The sequence below is a fragment of the Novosphingobium sp. KN65.2 genome, from assembly GCF_001368935.1.
GTDB classification, from domain to species: domain Bacteria; phylum Pseudomonadota; class Alphaproteobacteria; order Sphingomonadales; family Sphingomonadaceae; genus Novosphingobium; species Novosphingobium mathurense.
In genome coordinates this window covers 37394-53202 of record NZ_CCBH010000192.1, presented here as the reverse complement: position 1 = coordinate 53202, position 15809 = coordinate 37394, and the positions used below count along the sequence as shown (strand labels likewise).

Here is a 15809-nt window from a genome sequence, read left to right as displayed (position 1 = left end):
CTTTTACTCCGCCGTTGACATTGCGTACCTCCATAATGGCGCGATTGATGACAAGTATGGGCCATTCCACCCCCGGATTGTCATTCTGGAATCTGTAGAACATCAAACAGTTGGGGAACGCGACGCTTAGACAGTTGTAATCTCTTCTGTTGTCTAACCGCATATCATCGTTAGCTGCGGCCGCGACTTGTCCACTGTCAATCTGTGCTCGCGGCACTAGCCCATTCGCCATGATGCTTGGTAGGTTCTCTGCTCTAGTGAAATGAAGAAGATATGGGATGCTGCGCTCAACCGCAAAATCCCGAATGTCCTGCCGCACCGTGAAGCTCCAACTTAGTCCGTTCATTGAAATGGGTAATTGCGCGACTTGAATGCTGCAATCCTCTCTGACCTGCTTACATTTTTTTCATGCCCAAGGGGCTTATTCATGACTTAGAGGCGGTGTGGGGAGGGAGGTGATATGGGGTGGCTAAACATCTTTTTCGCGCTCTTGGCACTTCCTGTGACCTGTGGGTGTGCGTTTGCACATCCGGGTGGGTTGAATGCCGAAGGTTGCCACAACAACCGCAAAACTGGCGACTACCATTGCCATCGTTCTACCGGCTCTAGTCAGCAACAGAATCCGCCTAACAAGCCGCAATCGCTTTTTGGGCAACAACGACAATCAGGGGCTTATCGGAACTGTACGGAGGCCAGGGCTGCTGGCGCAGCGCCAGTCTATATCGGGCAACCAGGCTATGGACCACATCTAGACCGTGATGGCGATGGTATCGGTTGCGAACCTTACCGTGGACGATAGAGCACGGGATTTTTAGGCAGGCGTTAAGGGGAACTGATGCGGGAACTATTTAGCGAGGTGCTGGCGCTTCAACTAGAGTACTCTTCGGAAAATACGCCAGCGATGGCGCGGAGGGGCGACCTCATACGAAATATCATACCAACGGAAATGCGCGATTGGGCAGCTGCTGCGCCAGGCGCTCTCTTACCGTTCCGAGGTAGGCTTAATGTTCAAGGTCGCGATGGCACCGGCTTGAAGACATTTGTTCCATGGGTCCGTATCCATTCGCCAGAGTTATCGCCGTCTGCCCAAAGCGGCTGGTATGTCGTTTATCTGTTCCGAGAAGATGGTTCAGGAGTGACGCTGGGCATTAGTCACGGTTCTACCCGGTTTGACGGTGGGGACTTCAAGCCTCGTAGTGCAACCGAGGCAGCTTCGTTAATGCGCTGGGGGAGAGGTCTTCTAGGTGATGAGGCATCCTTGCTCGGGTTTAACGAGGGCGTAGACCTTGGTTCTGCCCAAAAGCTCTCTAGGGCATATGAAGCCACAACAGCATTCTCAAAACTGTATCCAACTAACGACTTGCCCAGTGATGAGACGTTGCAGCGCGATGCGGAGAATGCCGTAGGACTGCTAGGGCAGATTTATCGGGCGATAGAACTTGGGCGTTCGCCCGAAGCTGACCCGCCGGAAATTGCAGAGGCAAGGGAGGCAATCACTACCATTGCGCGACCAAAGTCGCCCTCTGCAAGGTTAAGTGGGCAAGGATTCGGGCTAACGGCAGCGCAGAAGCAAGCCGTCGAAGCACGGGCCATGGCAATGGCCTATTCCTGGTTACAAGCAAATGGCTTTGATAACATTAAGGATGTGCATCAAACGCATTCCTGCGATTACCTCGCTAGGCGCGACAATGTGGAGCACTGCATCGAGGTCAAGGGAACCACTGCGGCGCTGGGTAAGGTGCTGCTTACAGCCAACGAAGTCGAACTACACCGGAAAAGCTACCCCCATAACGTTTTGATTGTTGTGCACGATATTAACTTGCTCGACTTGCGAACGATTGCCGATGGGGGGGTGGTCACAGCTTTTGAGCAATGGAGCGTTGCAGAGGCGCAGTTGGTACCGCTTAGCTACAGCTGCATTCTTTCAATCTTAGAATAAGCCACTACGTCGGGCCTTGCCTACCGAAACTCGCGCGTTCATTCGCGAAGTGCCTTCTGCGCGGAAAACAGTGTCGCCATGGTGTGTTGAACAGCACGGACTTGGATTCGTCTTCTATGTTCGTCCCCCTAGGCCGTTGGTTCATGCCAAAGCGATGGGGTGATCAAAACCCTAGATATGGTCCGACATGCCAAAAGTTATCCACAGCCTGAATTGCTACGTTCAGGTGCTACGTTGCTATTGGAGGAATGACATTAATCCATTGATTTTCAATGGAAAAAAGAAGTTGGTCGGGGAGACAGGATTCGAACCTGCGACATCCTGCTCCCAAAGCAGGCGCGCTACCGGACTGCGCCACTCCCCGACCTCTCGGGCGTCGATATCAGGCGATGGTGGGCCCGGCAGGATTCGAACCCGCGACCTAGCCGTTATGAGCGGCCAGCTCTAACCGCTGAGCTACAGGCCCCAAATCGCCGACCCAGCTTCAATCGACATAGCCGGGCTGAGGCGCGTTAGCTTGCATCATCGAACTACGCAAGCTCCACGCTCGACATGATTTGTGCAACACTTGTCGGCTTGACGCCTCGATGGTCGAGATGGGCGAAAAGCGTGCGCCACCAGGCGTAAAGGGCGTCGAGATCCTCGTCCGTGCGCACGTAGGGGGTATGGCCCGGCGCCAAGGAAGGGCTGTGGAACGAAAAGACGAGGACAGGCAGGCCTTCGTCGATGGCGATGTCGACGCCGCGCAGGGCCTCGTCGGCCGTCACGCCCTCCGGCGTGAGCGGGATGCGCTCCAGCAGTCCGGTGCGGGCCAGCACGCCGCGTGCGGTCGGCGTGCGCCAGAGCTGCGGATAGATTACGTTACCGAGCTGGCGCAGCGGGCCCCAGTAGACGGTCGTGAGAGGCAGTTCGAGCAGGCGACGTTCCCGATCGACCCAATAGGGTTTGAGGGGATGGCTGCGATAGTTCGGCCCGCCATTGCCGCTGTAATCGAAATGCGAGCGCACCGATGTGTCGATAGCGATGCCGAACTCAGTCAGGATCTCGCTGGTGCGCGGACCCAGGCCGTAGCGTCCGGCGCGATAGATCTGCGGGGCCGTACCGAACACGGTCTCGATCTTCTCGCGCAGTTGCAGGAATTTCTGGCGCTCGAGTTCGAAGTCAAGATTCCCTGCGTAGCTGTTGAATTCGCTGATTTCTTCTTCGAAGGGCGGATTGACCCAAGGATGAAGCTGTACGCCCACTTCGGCGCGGCCCGAACTGACGGCTTCGCCAAGGACCTGACCGGTGAGAGCCGCATTGGCGACCGGGTAATCGATCAGGTAGGTCGGCACGACGCCGAAACCTTCGCAGAACTGCTGGAACTTGCGCAGGGCTGGAACCGTCGCGACGCCATGGCGATCGCGGTTGAGGGGCGCATCCCAGTCGAACTCTTCCTCGGTATCCACGGTGACGATGAACCGCTGTCCGAAATCGCTGGAAAATGTTGCAAGGTCAGCCGCTGTGGGCGGTTCAAGCAGGTTTGACGCCGGCAAAAAGAATTCCCCCTCGATCCGCCTGCGCCTGCCAGTCGTCGCAGGTGTCAGCGCGAATGATTGACTGCGGTGCTATGGCTAGCCGCAGCAGCGGTCAACCCGGGCAGGGTTAAATGGAGGTCATTGCCTTCCCGCCGCAAAGCACCGCCCACTGCCACTGCTTCGGCTGCGGCCAGCCGCAGGGTGAAGCCCAGGCCGAACATGCCGGCAGAGAGCGTCTGTCCGCGCTCGCCGGGGGGCGTATCGAACAGGTCGTCATTGTCGCGCGCGGCGAGCGCGGCCGGCAGGGCGATGCGCATAACCACGCAGTCCCCGGCTTCGCGCGAACAGGCCAGTTCGAGGATTTCGTCTGGTGCGGTCGATCCGGCCAGGGCGGCGAGCAGGCGCCAGACGAGACGTTCGGCCTCGATGCGGTCGACCTGGATCGGATAAGTGTTCAAGTCGATGTCGACCGGCAGGGCAAAGCCGCTGCGGCGCGGATCGGTCCATGTCCGCAGCCGGGCAACGGTCTGGTTCAGGATTTCGCTGATGTCGCAGTCGCCGGTTTCGACCTGCATGGCGCCCGATTCCAGCTTTACCAGCCGGTCGAGTTCCTCGAACCCGGCAAGAATGTGCGCGCAGTCGCCGGCGATGGCGGCGGCGAGGGCGCGATATTCGTGCGGCGCTGGGCCGTAGAGCTGCTGCTGGATGATTTCTGCAGCCACCTGGATGGCATTGGCCGGAGTGCGCAGCTCGTGCAGGATCTGGCGCATGCGATCGGCTTCGCTCAGGTTGCCGCCCGAACGTGCCTCGTGTGGCCGGGGACGGGCAGGGCGTCGCAGCCTTCCGAGGTAGCCGAGGAAGCGGCCGGTCTGTTCATCGAAACTGGCAATCGCATCGACCTGCCATTCGCCGGCGACGCGCGGCGCACCTGCGATCCGCACATGCGCGGCGCGCAAGGGCAGACGGTGGCGAATCGTCGTGGCCATGTCCTGGTCGGGCAGGGTTTGTCGTTCTGTCACTTCGTGCGCGGATAGGCTGAGGCCGACCAGCGACGGCGCATAGGCGCTGTCCGCCCAGGTGATGCGGCCTTCCTGATCGGTTTCGAAATCGACCGTAACGGGCAGGCGCGGCGCGGTTGTAGCCAGATCGCCTAGCGGCAGGCGCGGATCGTCGTTCGCCACTTCGAAAGTGGAGTGCGATTGCCGGGCCCTGCGGAACTCTTCGATGCGCCGGACGATGGCGCCGATTCCTGCCTCGGAATTGCGCGGCCGTTCGGCCTGGACGGCTGCGGCAGCGCGGGCCCATTCCGCCGCATGGTCCGGCGTGATCGGGGAAACGGATGGAGTGGGGGCAGGCTGTACGCCCGGAGTCGGTGCCGCAGGTTCGGGCGAGGCTGTCGCTTGCGCCTCTAGTGCGGATTCGTCTGCAAGGTCGAGGATGTCCTCAAGGCTGGGAGCGCTCGGTTCGACTTCCTGGGGTGCCGGATTGGATGCCGGAGGCAGGCCGCGATCGCGTATGCCGAGCCTTTCGAGCAGCGCTTCGACTTTCGGTTCCAGGTCGCGGCGGTGGCGCAGGATGCCGCGCGCGCGGACCGGCAGTTCGGGTATGAGCTTGAGCCATTCGTCCTGCTGCAGCCGCGCGCCGGTGATCGCGGCGGTGGCGACGTCAGGTTCGTCGGCGGCAAGAATCGCGAGCAGTCGCGAATTGGTAATGGGCTGCAGCGGTTGGCGCAGCAGGCGGGCGCGGTCGGCCGCGGGAATGTGGGCGGCCAGTTCCTCGACACGGGCCAGTCCGGCCTCGAGCATGTCCGACTGGGCATCGCAGGGAAGGCGGCCGAGCAGATCGACGAGTTGCCTGTACTGGATACGCGCGAGTGCGTCGCCGGAGGCGGGCAGGCGCATAACCGTAGCAAGGCGATCGTCGAAATGCATTCAATCTCCAGGAGCGTCCCGTCCGCTTAGAGGGAGACAGGTTAACCACGTCCTTCCACTTGGGTGCCAATTTGACCCGAAAAATATCCTAGCAAAGTGACGAAATAGCGGAAGCGGGCAGTTTCGGGGCGTTGCAAAGCGGGACGATTACGCTATGGGATAATAATATTACAGCGTGGCCGCATTTTCGATGTGGAAATTGCAATCAGGGGTGGCTGCAGGAGTGCGGCTGACAGGAAGGTCCAAATGTTTAATCTCGATGAAATCGACCGTCGGCTGCTCGCGGAACTGCAGGACGAAGGACGCATCACCAACGTCGAGCTTGCCCAGCGCGTCGGGCTGACCGCGCCGCCGTGCCTGCGCCGCGTCCGCAGCCTTGAAGAAGCCGGGATTATCCAAGGCTATCACGCCGATCTCGACGCCTCCAAGCTGGGCTTCACGATCACCGTCTTCGCGCTGGTGAGCCTGAAAAGCCAGGCCGAAGAGGCGCTGCGGGCCTTCGAGGAACACATGCAGGGCCTGCCCGAAGTGCGCGAGTGCCACATGCTCAACGGCGAGATCGACTTCATCCTCAAGATCGTCAGCCGTGACCTGCAGAGCTTTCAGGAATTCCTGACCTCCAAGCTCACGCCCGCGCCGAACGTCGACAGCGTGAAGACCTCGCTGACGATCCGCACTTCGAAGAACCAGCCCGGCGTCCCGCTGGGCGGCTGAAGGGCTACTGGGTCGCGAGCTTCTCGACGCTTTCGGGTATCGAGAACCAGTCGTGCGCGCTGTCGCACCAGTAATGCAGCGAGGGCTCCAGCCCTTCGCTGCTGTCCAGCGTCCCGGCCTTGATGAAGATGATGCCCTGTTCGCGCGCTGCAGGAGTGTCGGTCAGTACCGGTGAGCCGCAGCGCGGACAGAATTGGCGATAGACGGTCTGGCCCGTCGTGCCGCTATCTTCGTATGTCGACAGTTCACCGGTCAGGTGCAGTCCCCCGCGCGGTGCGACGCCCACGAGCGAGAAGGCACTGCCCGCCTGTTTCTGGCAATGGGTGCAGTGGCATACGACGAGCGCGGCGAGGGGCCAGTCCACCTTGTAGCGCACGCTGCCGCACAGGCAGCCGCCTTCGCGTGTTTCCGACATCTGCGGCAATTCCTTTCCCGGTTTCGGCGCGCAGGCTGCCGGGGCTGGGGACTATTGCCAACTCTCGCAAGTCAGAGTGAGGCGGCAGCTTCCAGGGCCAGCAGGTAGCTCTTCGCGCCGAAACCCGCGATGGTGCCCTTGGCGGCCATGCCGACCCAGGACTTGTGGCGAAATTCTTCGCGCGTGTGCGGGTTGGAAAGGTGCACTTCGATGACAGGCGTCTCGATGGCGCGGATCGCGTCGTGCAAAGCGACGGAGGTGTGCGTGTAGGCCCCTGCATTCAGCAGCACCGCATGCGCACCGTCAGCCTGAGCCTCGTGCAGCCAGTCGACGAGATGGCCTTCATGGTTCGACTGGCGCATCTCGATCCCGCAATCGAGTTGGCCTCCGCGTTCGACGAGCATCGCAGCAATGTCGTCCAGCGTCTGGGACCCGTAAATCCCGGGTTCGCGCTTGCCGAGCAGGTTTAGGTTGGGTCCGTTGAGAACATAAACCAGCTTCGAAGCCATCTTGCGCCATTCCTTTGCCTGCGGCCCCTCGCGCATGCAGCGCAGGTGCCATGTCTTTCGGCGAACAGCCTTAGCGACTGGTCATGACCATGCAAGCCGGCGCGGCGATCGTATGTTTCAGGCGTCGATGGCAGGCAGGCCCGGATCGGGGGGAGGGGCGTCGTCGGCCGGTGCCGAATCGGCATCGGGCGCATCCTCGACATAGCCCTCGTCGCCTTCGGAACCTGAGTAGAAGTCGGAAAGGGCTGCCTGACGCGCCTGGTCGCGTGCAGCCGCGGCCTCGCGTTCGGCGGCCGCGCGCGCCTCGGCTTGTTGCTGCGCCTGGGCCTTGGCTTTGGCGAGTTGCTGTTCGAGTTGCGCCTCCCGGCCCGATCCGCATGCGGACAGGGCGAAGGCAGGCGCGATCAACGCAAGTATGCGCAAGATAGGGCGACCCACGACTCTGTTTTCCTTGCTGCGTGTGAAATGAAGCAGGCTTCGCTCGGCCTTTAGAACGGTAAGGCTTAGAAAAGTTTTACCGCGAAAATCCGCGGCCCCCTGAAGGCGCGCAGCGGTTAACGGTCGCTTCCTTTCGCCTTGCCCCACTGGCGCATGGCCGAATAGCCGAGGTAGCCGGTGCCGAAGAGCGCGTAGAGCGGTTCGGGAATGCCGCGCAGGTAGGCGGTCATGCCGGTCGCAATGGCCTGGGCGGTAGCGGGGCTGAAAGCCCCGATCAGGCCCATCGGTAGGGCCCAGAGAATCATGGCGTACATGACGTAGAGAAAGCTCGGGCGGGCGCGGCTCGTCCAGGGGTCGGCCGATCCGGCTTCGGTGACGACGGCTGAGAGGCTGGCCCGAAGTTTCTCGATTTCCTGCGAATTCTCGAGTCGAAGCAGTTCCAGCTTGGCCCGGTCGCGCGCGTCCGGATCGGGGATGACCTTGTCGATGATGTGCGAAATCGGGCTGATCAGCGTATCGAGCAGCGGCATGGATCACTCCTGCAATGCAATTGGCGATCGCAGATAGATAACCAAACCGGTTCGTGTAGGAAAATGGCAGGTTTGAAGCGCGGTACACGCGGGGCATCGCGGCCGTTTGCGCCGCGATGCTTCCATTTTCCGAATGTCCTGGAAAATTTTGGTCGGGACGAGAGGATTCGAACCTCCGACCCCCACACCCCCAGTGTGATGCGCTACCAGGCTGCGCTACGTCCCGACCGAGGGGTGCGCCTATAGGCACCTCATTCACGGAGCGCAAGCGCGAAGAACATACTTTTGCGCATGGGTTGAACGCTTTCCCGTCGCACCTATGTTTCGCCCCGTCCCGGCACCGTGTCGAGGCCGCGCGTTGCCAGTGCTTCGCTTTATTGCTAACCGCCCGCGCACTTGGATTTTCCGTGAAGTGGATTTTCCCGGGCAGGAGCGCATCAGTCTGGATGACTGCAAGCGAGTCGCTCGAGGGACCACACAAGAAGGCGCATCTGTTTCATGCATAGTTCGATTCTTCCCATGCTCGCCGCCGCTGCACCTGCCGGTGCGCCGCCCGCCTGGGTGCAGTACCTGCCGTTCGTGGCGATGGCCGTGATTTTCTGGTTCCTCATCCTGCGTCCGCAGATGAAGCAACAGAAGGAACACAAGGCCAAGCTTTCGGGTCTGAAGAAGGGCGACGAAGTGCTGACCGGCGGCGGTTTCATCGGCAAGGTCATCAAGGTCGACGAGAACTACGCCGAAGTCGAGATCGCACAGGGCGTACGTGCCAAGACACTCAAGTCGACGATCGTCGACGTGATTCCGCCCGCAGGCAGCAAGCCCGCGAACGACTGAGTCGATTCTGCCCGGGCCATGTGAGGCCCGAAACACATCCGGGATGCGTCTATTCCGGCGCGCCCTCTCGGAGAGAAGCCCAAGGCAATGCTCGAATTTCCTACCTGGAAGAAGCTCTGGTACTGGGGCCTGACACTTGTCATCGCCGCAGCCGCGCTGCCTTCACTGTTTTCCGTTTCCGGTCTTCCCTGGCCCAGCGCCCTTCCCGATCCCGAAGTCAATCTCGGGCTCGACCTTGCCGGCGGCAGTCATATTCTGCTCGAGGCCGACAAGAGCCAGGTCGCGCAACAGCGACTGGAGAACATGGAGGAATCGGTTCGCGGACGCCTGCGTCTCGCCAATCCGCGCATTGCCATCGGCGATATCTCCAGCAGCAATGGCCGCCTGAGCTTCATGCTCAAGGATCCCACGCAGGTCGACGCCGCGCGTGACGAGATCCTCGCGCTCACCTCGGGCGCCGGCCTCACCGGCCAGCGCGACTGGGACATCAAGGTCGAGGACGGCAACCGCTTCGTGTTGACGCCGACTCGCGAAGGCCTCGATCAGGCCGTGTCCGATGCAATGGACTCGGCCATCGAGGTCGTACGCAAGCGCATCGACGCGCTCGGTACGCGTGAACCCACTATCATCCGCCAGGGCGAGGAGCGTATCGTCGTCCAGGTTCCCGGTCTCGACGATCCCGACGCGCTCAAGAGCCTGATCGGCCAGACCGCCAAGCTTGAGTTCAAGCTGGTCGACGAGACGGCTGCACCCAACGACATCCAGCAGGGCATTGTCCCGCCGGGCGACGAGCTGGTGCCATGGGCCGATCCCAATTCGCCCGGTTCGGGCGGCGTCCCGATGCTTGCGGTCAAGCGCCTTGGTGGCATCAAGGGCGATCAGCTGACCAATGCCAAGCAGGGCTTCGATCCGAAGACCAATGCACCGGTCGTCTCGATCACCTTCGACCAGACCGGCGGCGCCAAGTTCGCCAAGCTGACCAGCGAGAACGTGAACAAGCGCTTTGCGATCATTCTTGACGGCAAGGTGCTTTCGGCTCCGAACATCAATGAACCGATCCTCGGCGGTAGCGCGCAGATTTCGGGCAGCTTCTCGGTCCAGTCGGCCACGCAGCTCGCCATCGCGCTGCGCTCGGGCGCGCTTCCGGTCGACCTGACGGTCGTTGAGGAACGCACCGTCGGCCCCGACCTCGGTGCCGACTCTATCAAGAAGGGCCTGATCGCCATGGGCGTGGGCTCGCTGCTCGTCGTCCTGCTGATGATCGTGACTTACGGCCGTTTCGGCATCTACGCGACGATCGCGCTGATCTTCAACGTGCTGATGATCCTGGGCGTCATGGCGGTCATGGGCACCACCCTGACATTGCCGGGTATCGCCGGTTTCGTGTTGACGATCGGTGCGGCCGTGGACGCCAACGTGCTGATCTATGAACGCATGCGTGAAGAGCGCAAGAAGGGCCGTCGCGTCCTTGCCGCGGTCGAGAACGGCTACAAGGAAGCAAGCCGCGCGATCTACGACGCCAACGTCACCAACGCGATCGCCGGTGCGCTGCTCTTCGCCTTCGGATCGGGGCCGGTCCGCGGCTTCGCCGTCGTTCTGATCATCGGCCTGTTCACCTCGGTGTTCACCGGCGTGACGCTGACCCGCATGTGGGTCGCCTCGTGGCTGCGCAAGGCGCGGCCTACCGAACTGCACGTGTAAGGGCCCGCTGCCATGCGCCTTCTGAAACTCGTTCCCGAGAACACCAACATCCACTTCCTGAAGTGGCGTGTTCCCTTCTACATCATGAGCATCATCCTCATCGCGGCGAGCTGGGGCCTGGTCATGACCAGAGGTCTCAACTACGGCGTCGATTTCGCCGGCGGTCTGGAAGTGCGCGCCACTTTCACGAAGGAGGCCGAAGCCCCGGTTGCGGAGGTGCGCCAGCAGATTTCCGCGCTCGGCTTCGAAGATCCGATCATTCAGCGTTTCGGCGATCCCAACTCGGTCTCGATCCGCGTGCGCCTTCCCGATGAAGCCGAAGGGAACCCCGGCGCGGCCGAGGCCATTTCCAACCGGATCGTCGGCGCGCTGCAGACGAACCATCCGGATGTACGGATTGACGGTAACGATACCGTTTCGGGCAAGGTCTCCGGCGAATTTCGCCAGATGGCGTTCTACGCATTGTTGGCCGCAATGCTGGCGATCTCGATCTACATCTGGGTCCGCTTCGAATGGCAGTTCGGTGTCGGGGCGCTCTTTGCGCTGTTCCACGACGTGTCGCTGACACTCGGCATGTTCGCGCTGTTCCAGCTTGAATTCAGCCTGCAGATCATTGCCGCGATCCTCGCCATCATCGGTTACTCGCTGAACGACACCATCGTCGTCTACGACCGTATCCGCGAGGACCTGAAGAAGTATCGCAAGATGCCGCTTCCGGAACTGCTCGACATGTCGGTCAACGAAACGCTGGCGCGTACGGTGATGACCTCGGCCACGCTGCTGGTCGCGCTGATCCCGCTTCTGCTCTTCGGTCCGGAAAGCCTCTTCGGCCTGACCGCGGCTATCGTGCTGGGCATTTTCGTGGGCACCTACAGCTCGATCTACATGGCCGCGCCGATCCTGATCTGGCTTGGCGTGAGCGGCGACAGCTTCGTGCCGACCGAGTCCGCAATCGAACGGCAGGAACGCAAGGCCCGAGAGGGCGTCGGACGCCCTTGAGCTGATCTTGAAACCCTAACGAAAAGGGGCGGTCCGGAAGCCTGAAAGTGCGCCGGACCGCCCCTTTTTTGTGTGCGGCTCCCTGGTCTCAGGCCGGAACGCTGACCTTCCGGTCTTCGAGCACACCCTTCCAGAAGCGCACGATATTCTCGGCGTTCACGCCCCAGCTGAAGCGGCTCACATTGGCGGCAACATCGGACTGGCTGGGCGGATCGGCAAGGATCTCGGAGATTGCTTGGGCGATCGATTCGGGATTGCGCTCTACAAGCCGTCCGGCGCTCGAATCCTTAACGACTTCGCCGGCCCCACCGATGTCGGGGATGACGATGGGGGTGCCGCAGGCCAGCCCCTCTATCCAGACATTGGCAAGCCCTTCACTGGTCGAGGGCAGGACCAGCACATCTGCTGCGCACAGCAGGTTGGGCAGGACTTCGTGGTTGACGAGGCCAAGGAAGTGGACCCGATCGCTGACGCCAAGGCGCGTGGCGAGGGCCTCGAGCTGCGGCATGTCCTCGCCACTGCCGGCAAGCGCCAGTCGCGCTTCGGGCAGATGGGTGAGGGCCTCGATCACGAGGCTCTGGCCCTTGCGTTCGATCAGCGCGCCGGGGGTCACCAGCAGCGGGCCCTGCGACCAGATTCCGAGGTTGGGCATCGCCGAGACCAGTGCGCGCGCCGCGCCGCGCTCCACCGGGTGGAACAATTCGCGGTCGAGGCCGGTGTAGTGCACGTCGATCCGTTCGGCAGGCATGCCCAGTTCGATCATGTCCTCGCGCAGGGCCTGCGAGACTGCGAGAAGTCCGGAAGCCTGTTGGGCCGCCGCCTTCATCTGTTCCAGCGCGCGCGGTCGCTGCCCCCAGTAATGGATGTCTGCACCGCGCGACTTGATCGTCAGGGGCAGGCCCAGTTCGCGCGCCACGATGGCCGCGGCAGGTCCGTCCGGGAAGAAGAACTGGGCATCGACGAGGTCGAAGGGTTTCTCTTCGTGCAGGCGGCGGACCAGCGGCAGAATGGCGCCCGCGATCCTGCCGGGATTGCTGTCGCCGCCGATCTTGGGGATCGTCGTGAAGCGCGGATAATGGACTTTCAGGCCCACCACGTCGCTGACTTCGGGGATGCTCTTGAGCCGGGCGTAGGGCTCGCGAAGCGATAGCGGCCAGGGCGGAATGCCGATCGGGCTGATCATCGTCAGGTCGGTCTCGCCGCGCGCGACGACCGCCCGCATCTGGTTGCCGACGAAAACGCCGAAGGAAGGCTTCACCGGGTTCGGGAAGAGCGTGGCGATGGAGAGAATTCGCATAACGGCAGCCTTAGGGTGCGCGGTTCAAAGCTTACGTACCAGCATTTCGGCAACGGCCAGCCACGCGGGATGTTCCACGATGATCTGCCTTTGACCAGTTGCAGGAGGCAGGAGGGCAATGCGTTCGCCGTCGCGATCGATCAGGCGGCCGAAGGCGAAACGGCCGCCGGGGCGGGGGGCAAGCACGTCGCGGTTCATCAGTCTTGGGGCTTCTTCGGGCGGGTGCTGGCGCAGCCAGACCTGGTCTGCGGCGCGATACTCGCCGCAGGAGGCTTCCACGTCGAGCACCAGCCACGGGGCATCGCCCGCAAGGTCGCTGGGCGTGACCGCTTCGAGCGGCGTCCGGGCAGGCTCGGTGCCGTCCGGGCCGAGTACGGCCACGATGCGCGCCGGTTCGCTGGCTTCGCTGCGCAGCAGGACTTCGGGCTCCACCGCGAGCGCGGCGGCGATCCGGTTCATCCATGCGAGCGAGAGGTTGCGCATGCCGGTTTCAAGTCGCCCGATCGTCTGCGCCGTCGTCGGCGGAGAACAGGCTGCCGCGACATCGGCAAGCGTGAGGCCCTTTTGCAGACGGATGTCACGGATGCGATTGATCATGGCCTGTCCTGTGTAACCGATTTGGTTTCCACTTTCCTACAGGCATGCCGATTCGGCAAGGAGGCGTCAGAACCCCCACAAAACCGGAGGCAGGCATGAAGCAGGTACTCGTCGAACGTGAACTGAGCAGCGAAGGGCCTGTGCGCAGGAGAGGCGCCAAGGCCAGTGCAGCGCGGGCTACGCGCAGCGTGGCCGTCAATCTCGCCGAATCGCCATTGAGCTGGCTTCACGCTCGCGGCCATCTGGATGACCGTCGCTTCGCCGCTGGCGAGCGGCTGAGGACGGACTGGGAGCAAGCGCAACTCGCACCGCGCATGACGATGCGATGGGATCCTGTGCGGGTAACGGGAGGGCGCGATGCGGATTTGACACCCGCAGAGCGGCAGGTTGCGGCCAAGGCGCGCTTCGACGGCGCCATCGAGGCGGCAGGAACCGGTCTGTCCGATGTGCTCTGGCGGGTGGTGTGCGCCGGGGAAGGGCTCCCCACCGCAGAAAAGGCATTGGGCTGGCCGGCGCGCAGCGGCAAGCTCGTGCTGGGACTGGCGCTGGACCGTGTTGCGGCATTCTACCGCATTTCTTGACCTGACCCGTCAGCCTTCGACCTGTTCGGCCAGTTCCAGCCAGCGCTCCTCGGCCGCTTCCTTGTCCTGCCGGGCGTTTTCGATGGCGGCGGAAAGGGCAGCGAACTTCTTGGGGTCGCGGGTGTAAAGATCGGGATCGGCCATGGCCGCTTCGTCGCGGGCGATAGCCGCTTCCAGTTCCTCGATCCGACTGGGCAGAAGTTCGTAGTCGCGCTGGTCCTTGTAGGACAGCTTGGTCTTCTTCGGCGGCGGAGGCGGGGGCGGGGCAGCGCTTTCGGCCTTGGCCTTCGCCTTGACAGGGGCCGTGCGCTGCTTGCGCTTGGCTTCCCAATCGGCGTAGCCGCCGGCGATAACGTCAATATGGCCGGTGCCGTCCAGTCCGAGCGTGAGGTTGACGGTGCGGTCAAGGAAGTCGCGGTCGTGGCTGACGATCAGGACCGTGCCGTCGTAGTCCGAGATGACTTCCTGCAGCAGGTCCAGGGTTTCGAGGTCGAGGTCGTTGGTCGGCTCATCGAGCACGAGAAGGTTCGACGGCCGGGCGAATTCGCGGGCAAGCAGCAGGCGGGACTGTTCACCGCCCGAAAGCGTGCCCACCCGGGCGTCGATAAGGCCGGGGTCGAACAGGAAGTCCTTGAGATAGCCCTGCACGTGCTTGCGCACGCCGCGCACGTCGACCCAGTCGCTGCCTTCGGCGATCACGTCGCGCAGCTTCATGTCCGGCTTGAGCAGGCTGCGCTGCTGGTCGATGACGATGGAGGTCAGGGTATTCGCCAGGGTCACCGAGCCTTCATCGGGCGCAAGTTCGCCCGTCAGGATCTTCAGCAGGGTCGACTTGCCCGATCCGTTGGCGCCGACGATGCCGATGCGGTCGCCGCGCTGGATGCGCAGCGAGAAGTTCCTGATCACGGTGCGCTCGTTATCTTCGATGCCGAAGCGCTTGGTCACGTGCTCGGCGACGATCACCGACTTGGTCTTGCTGCCGTCGCCCGCGACCGCGAGCTTGGCGGTGCCGGTGGGCGAGAGCATTGCGGCGCGTTCGGCCCGCATCTCCCAGAGCTTGGCAAGACGGCCCTGGTTGCGCTTGCGCCGCGCGGTGACGCCGCGTTCGAGCCAGTGCGCCTCGATCTTGAGCTTGGCGTCCAGCTTTTCGGCTGCACGCGTCTCTTCCTTCTGGACTTCCTCTTCCCAGGCTTCGAAGCCGCCGAAGCCGACTTCCTTGCGGCGCAGCGATCCGCGGTCGAGCCAGATCGTCGCATTGGTCAGGCGGGTCAGGAAGGTGCGGTCGTGACTGATGACCACGAAGGCGCCGTTGTAGCGCTGCAGCCAGGATTCCAGCCATTCGATCGCGGCAAGATCGAGGTGGTTGGTCGGCTCGTCCAGCAGCAGCAGGTCGGGCTCGGAGGCCAGCGCCCGGCACAGGGCGGCACGGCGGCGCTCGCCGCCCGATGCGCTGGCGGCCTCGCGCGATAGGTCGATGCCGAGTTGGTCGGCAATGGCTTCCACCTCGTGGCGCTGCGGGGCATCGTCGCCGCTGATCGCGAAGTCCAGCAGGGTGTCGAAGCCGGTGAAGAACGGGTCCTGCTCCAGCGTGACGACACGGGTGCCGGGCTGGATCGAGCGCTTGCCCTTGTCCGCTTCCACCTGGCCGGCGATGAGCCGGAGCAGCGTGGTCTTGCCCGCGCCGTTGCGCCCGATCAGCGCCAGCCGGTCCCGCGGGCCGATATTGATGTCGAGGTCCTGGAAGAGCCAGCCGGAGCCCTGGATCAGGCCAAGGCCTTCCCAGCTGAGAATTGGTGCGATTGCCATG

At 62.6% G+C, this 15809-nt stretch carries 17 protein-coding genes and 3 tRNA genes; 7 read left to right on the top strand and 13 right to left on the bottom strand.

Annotated features, from left to right (window positions below; genetic code table 11):
- A partial coding sequence (locus tag SPHV1_RS24605; protein WP_197277757.1) for a DarT ssDNA thymidine ADP-ribosyltransferase family protein occupies positions 1-319 on the bottom strand: 319 nt, incomplete at its 3' end.
- Positions 320-460: 141 nt separating this feature from the next.
- Between SPHV1_RS24605 and SPHV1_RS24600 the strand changes: the two genes are divergently transcribed.
- Together SPHV1_RS24600 and SPHV1_RS24595 are read left to right on the top strand one after the other, a co-directional pair.
- Positions 461-799 carry an excalibur calcium-binding domain-containing protein gene (locus SPHV1_RS24600; protein ID WP_082431086.1) on the top strand — a complete coding sequence of 113 codons (339 nt, stop codon included), beginning with the start codon at positions 461-463 and terminating at the stop codon, positions 797-799.
- A 36-nt stretch (positions 800-835) separates the two neighbouring features.
- Positions 836-1939: an MrcB family domain-containing protein gene (locus SPHV1_RS24595; RefSeq protein WP_082431085.1), complete on the top strand. Its 1104-nt coding sequence runs from the start codon at positions 836-838 to the stop codon at positions 1937-1939.
- A gap of 287 nt (positions 1940-2226) precedes the next feature.
- Here the strand turns inward: SPHV1_RS24595 and SPHV1_RS20355 are convergent.
- The 4 genes from SPHV1_RS20355 to SPHV1_RS20340 all read right to left on the bottom strand — a co-directional run bounded on the left by SPHV1_RS20355 (position 2227) and on the right by SPHV1_RS20340 (position 5387).
- Positions 2227-2303, bottom strand: a tRNA-Pro gene (locus SPHV1_RS20355).
- A 26-nt stretch (positions 2304-2329) separates the two neighbouring features.
- Positions 2330-2405 (bottom strand) — tRNA-Ile (locus SPHV1_RS20350).
- A 64-nt stretch (positions 2406-2469) separates the two neighbouring features.
- Positions 2470-3474 (bottom strand): polysaccharide deacetylase family protein, encoded by a 1005-nt coding sequence (locus tag SPHV1_RS20345; protein WP_054947819.1) that lies wholly within the window; start codon positions 3472-3474, stop codon positions 2470-2472.
- Between the two features lie 47 nt (positions 3475-3521).
- Positions 3522-5387, bottom strand: coding sequence for a HAMP domain-containing sensor histidine kinase (locus SPHV1_RS20340; protein WP_054947818.1), 1866 nt, complete (start codon positions 5385-5387; stop codon positions 3522-3524).
- A 246-nt stretch (positions 5388-5633) separates the two neighbouring features.
- On the opposite strand from SPHV1_RS20340, the gene SPHV1_RS20335 reads away from it, so the two are divergent.
- Complete coding sequence (locus tag SPHV1_RS20335; RefSeq protein WP_013833269.1) at positions 5634-6101, top strand: Lrp/AsnC family transcriptional regulator; 468 nt, start codon at positions 5634-5636, stop codon at positions 6099-6101.
- A gap of 4 nt (positions 6102-6105) precedes the next feature.
- On the opposite strand, the gene SPHV1_RS20330 is transcribed toward SPHV1_RS20335, so the two are convergent.
- The 5 genes from SPHV1_RS20330 to SPHV1_RS20310 all read right to left on the bottom strand — a co-directional run bounded on the left by SPHV1_RS20330 (position 6106) and on the right by SPHV1_RS20310 (position 8219).
- Entirely contained in the window at positions 6106-6516 is a 411-nt protein-coding gene (locus SPHV1_RS20330; RefSeq protein ID WP_054947817.1) for a GFA family protein, read from the bottom strand.
- A gap of 71 nt (positions 6517-6587) precedes the next feature.
- Positions 6588-7025, bottom strand: coding sequence for a type II 3-dehydroquinate dehydratase (aroQ, locus tag SPHV1_RS20325; RefSeq protein WP_054947829.1), 438 nt, complete (start codon positions 7023-7025; stop codon positions 6588-6590).
- A 117-nt stretch (positions 7026-7142) separates the two neighbouring features.
- Positions 7143-7463 carry a hypothetical protein gene (locus SPHV1_RS20320; RefSeq protein ID WP_054947816.1) on the bottom strand — a complete coding sequence of 107 codons (321 nt, stop codon included), beginning with the start codon at positions 7461-7463 and terminating at the stop codon, positions 7143-7145.
- Positions 7464-7579: 116 nt separating this feature from the next.
- Positions 7580-7993, bottom strand: coding sequence for a holin family protein (locus SPHV1_RS20315; protein WP_054947815.1), 414 nt, complete (start codon positions 7991-7993; stop codon positions 7580-7582).
- Positions 7994-8142: 149 nt separating this feature from the next.
- Positions 8143-8219 (bottom strand) — tRNA-Pro (locus tag SPHV1_RS20310).
- Positions 8220-8491: 272 nt separating this feature from the next.
- Between SPHV1_RS20310 and yajC the strand changes: the two genes are divergently transcribed.
- From yajC to secF, 3 genes are all read left to right on the top strand, one after another.
- A complete protein-coding gene (yajC, locus tag SPHV1_RS20305; RefSeq protein WP_054947814.1) occupies positions 8492-8827 on the top strand; it encodes a preprotein translocase subunit YajC in 336 nt (111 codons plus the stop codon).
- Between the two features lie 87 nt (positions 8828-8914).
- Complete coding sequence (secD, locus tag SPHV1_RS20300) at positions 8915-10528, top strand: protein translocase subunit SecD (RefSeq protein ID WP_054947813.1); 1614 nt, start codon at positions 8915-8917, stop codon at positions 10526-10528.
- A 12-nt stretch (positions 10529-10540) separates the two neighbouring features.
- Entirely contained in the window at positions 10541-11527 is a 987-nt protein-coding gene (gene secF, locus SPHV1_RS20295) for a protein translocase subunit SecF (RefSeq protein WP_054947812.1), read from the top strand.
- A gap of 88 nt (positions 11528-11615) precedes the next feature.
- On the opposite strand, the gene SPHV1_RS20290 is transcribed toward secF, so the two are convergent.
- Both SPHV1_RS20290 and SPHV1_RS20285 read right to left on the bottom strand, forming a co-directional pair.
- A complete protein-coding gene (locus SPHV1_RS20290) occupies positions 11616-12824 on the bottom strand; it encodes a glycosyltransferase (RefSeq protein ID WP_054947811.1) in 1209 nt (402 codons plus the stop codon).
- Positions 12825-12848: 24 nt separating this feature from the next.
- A complete protein-coding gene (locus SPHV1_RS20285) occupies positions 12849-13421 on the bottom strand; it encodes a helix-turn-helix domain-containing protein (protein ID WP_054947810.1) in 573 nt (190 codons plus the stop codon).
- A 95-nt stretch (positions 13422-13516) separates the two neighbouring features.
- On the opposite strand from SPHV1_RS20285, the gene SPHV1_RS20280 reads away from it, so the two are divergent.
- On the top strand, positions 13517-14002 hold the full coding sequence (locus tag SPHV1_RS20280) for a DUF6456 domain-containing protein (protein ID WP_054947809.1): 486 nt from the start codon (positions 13517-13519) through the stop codon (positions 14000-14002).
- A gap of 9 nt (positions 14003-14011) precedes the next feature.
- On the opposite strand, the gene SPHV1_RS20275 is transcribed toward SPHV1_RS20280, so the two are convergent.
- Positions 14012-15808 (bottom strand): ABC-F family ATP-binding cassette domain-containing protein, encoded by a 1797-nt coding sequence (locus SPHV1_RS20275; RefSeq protein ID WP_054947808.1) that lies wholly within the window; start codon positions 15806-15808, stop codon positions 14012-14014.
- Position 15809: the final 1 nt, after the last annotated feature.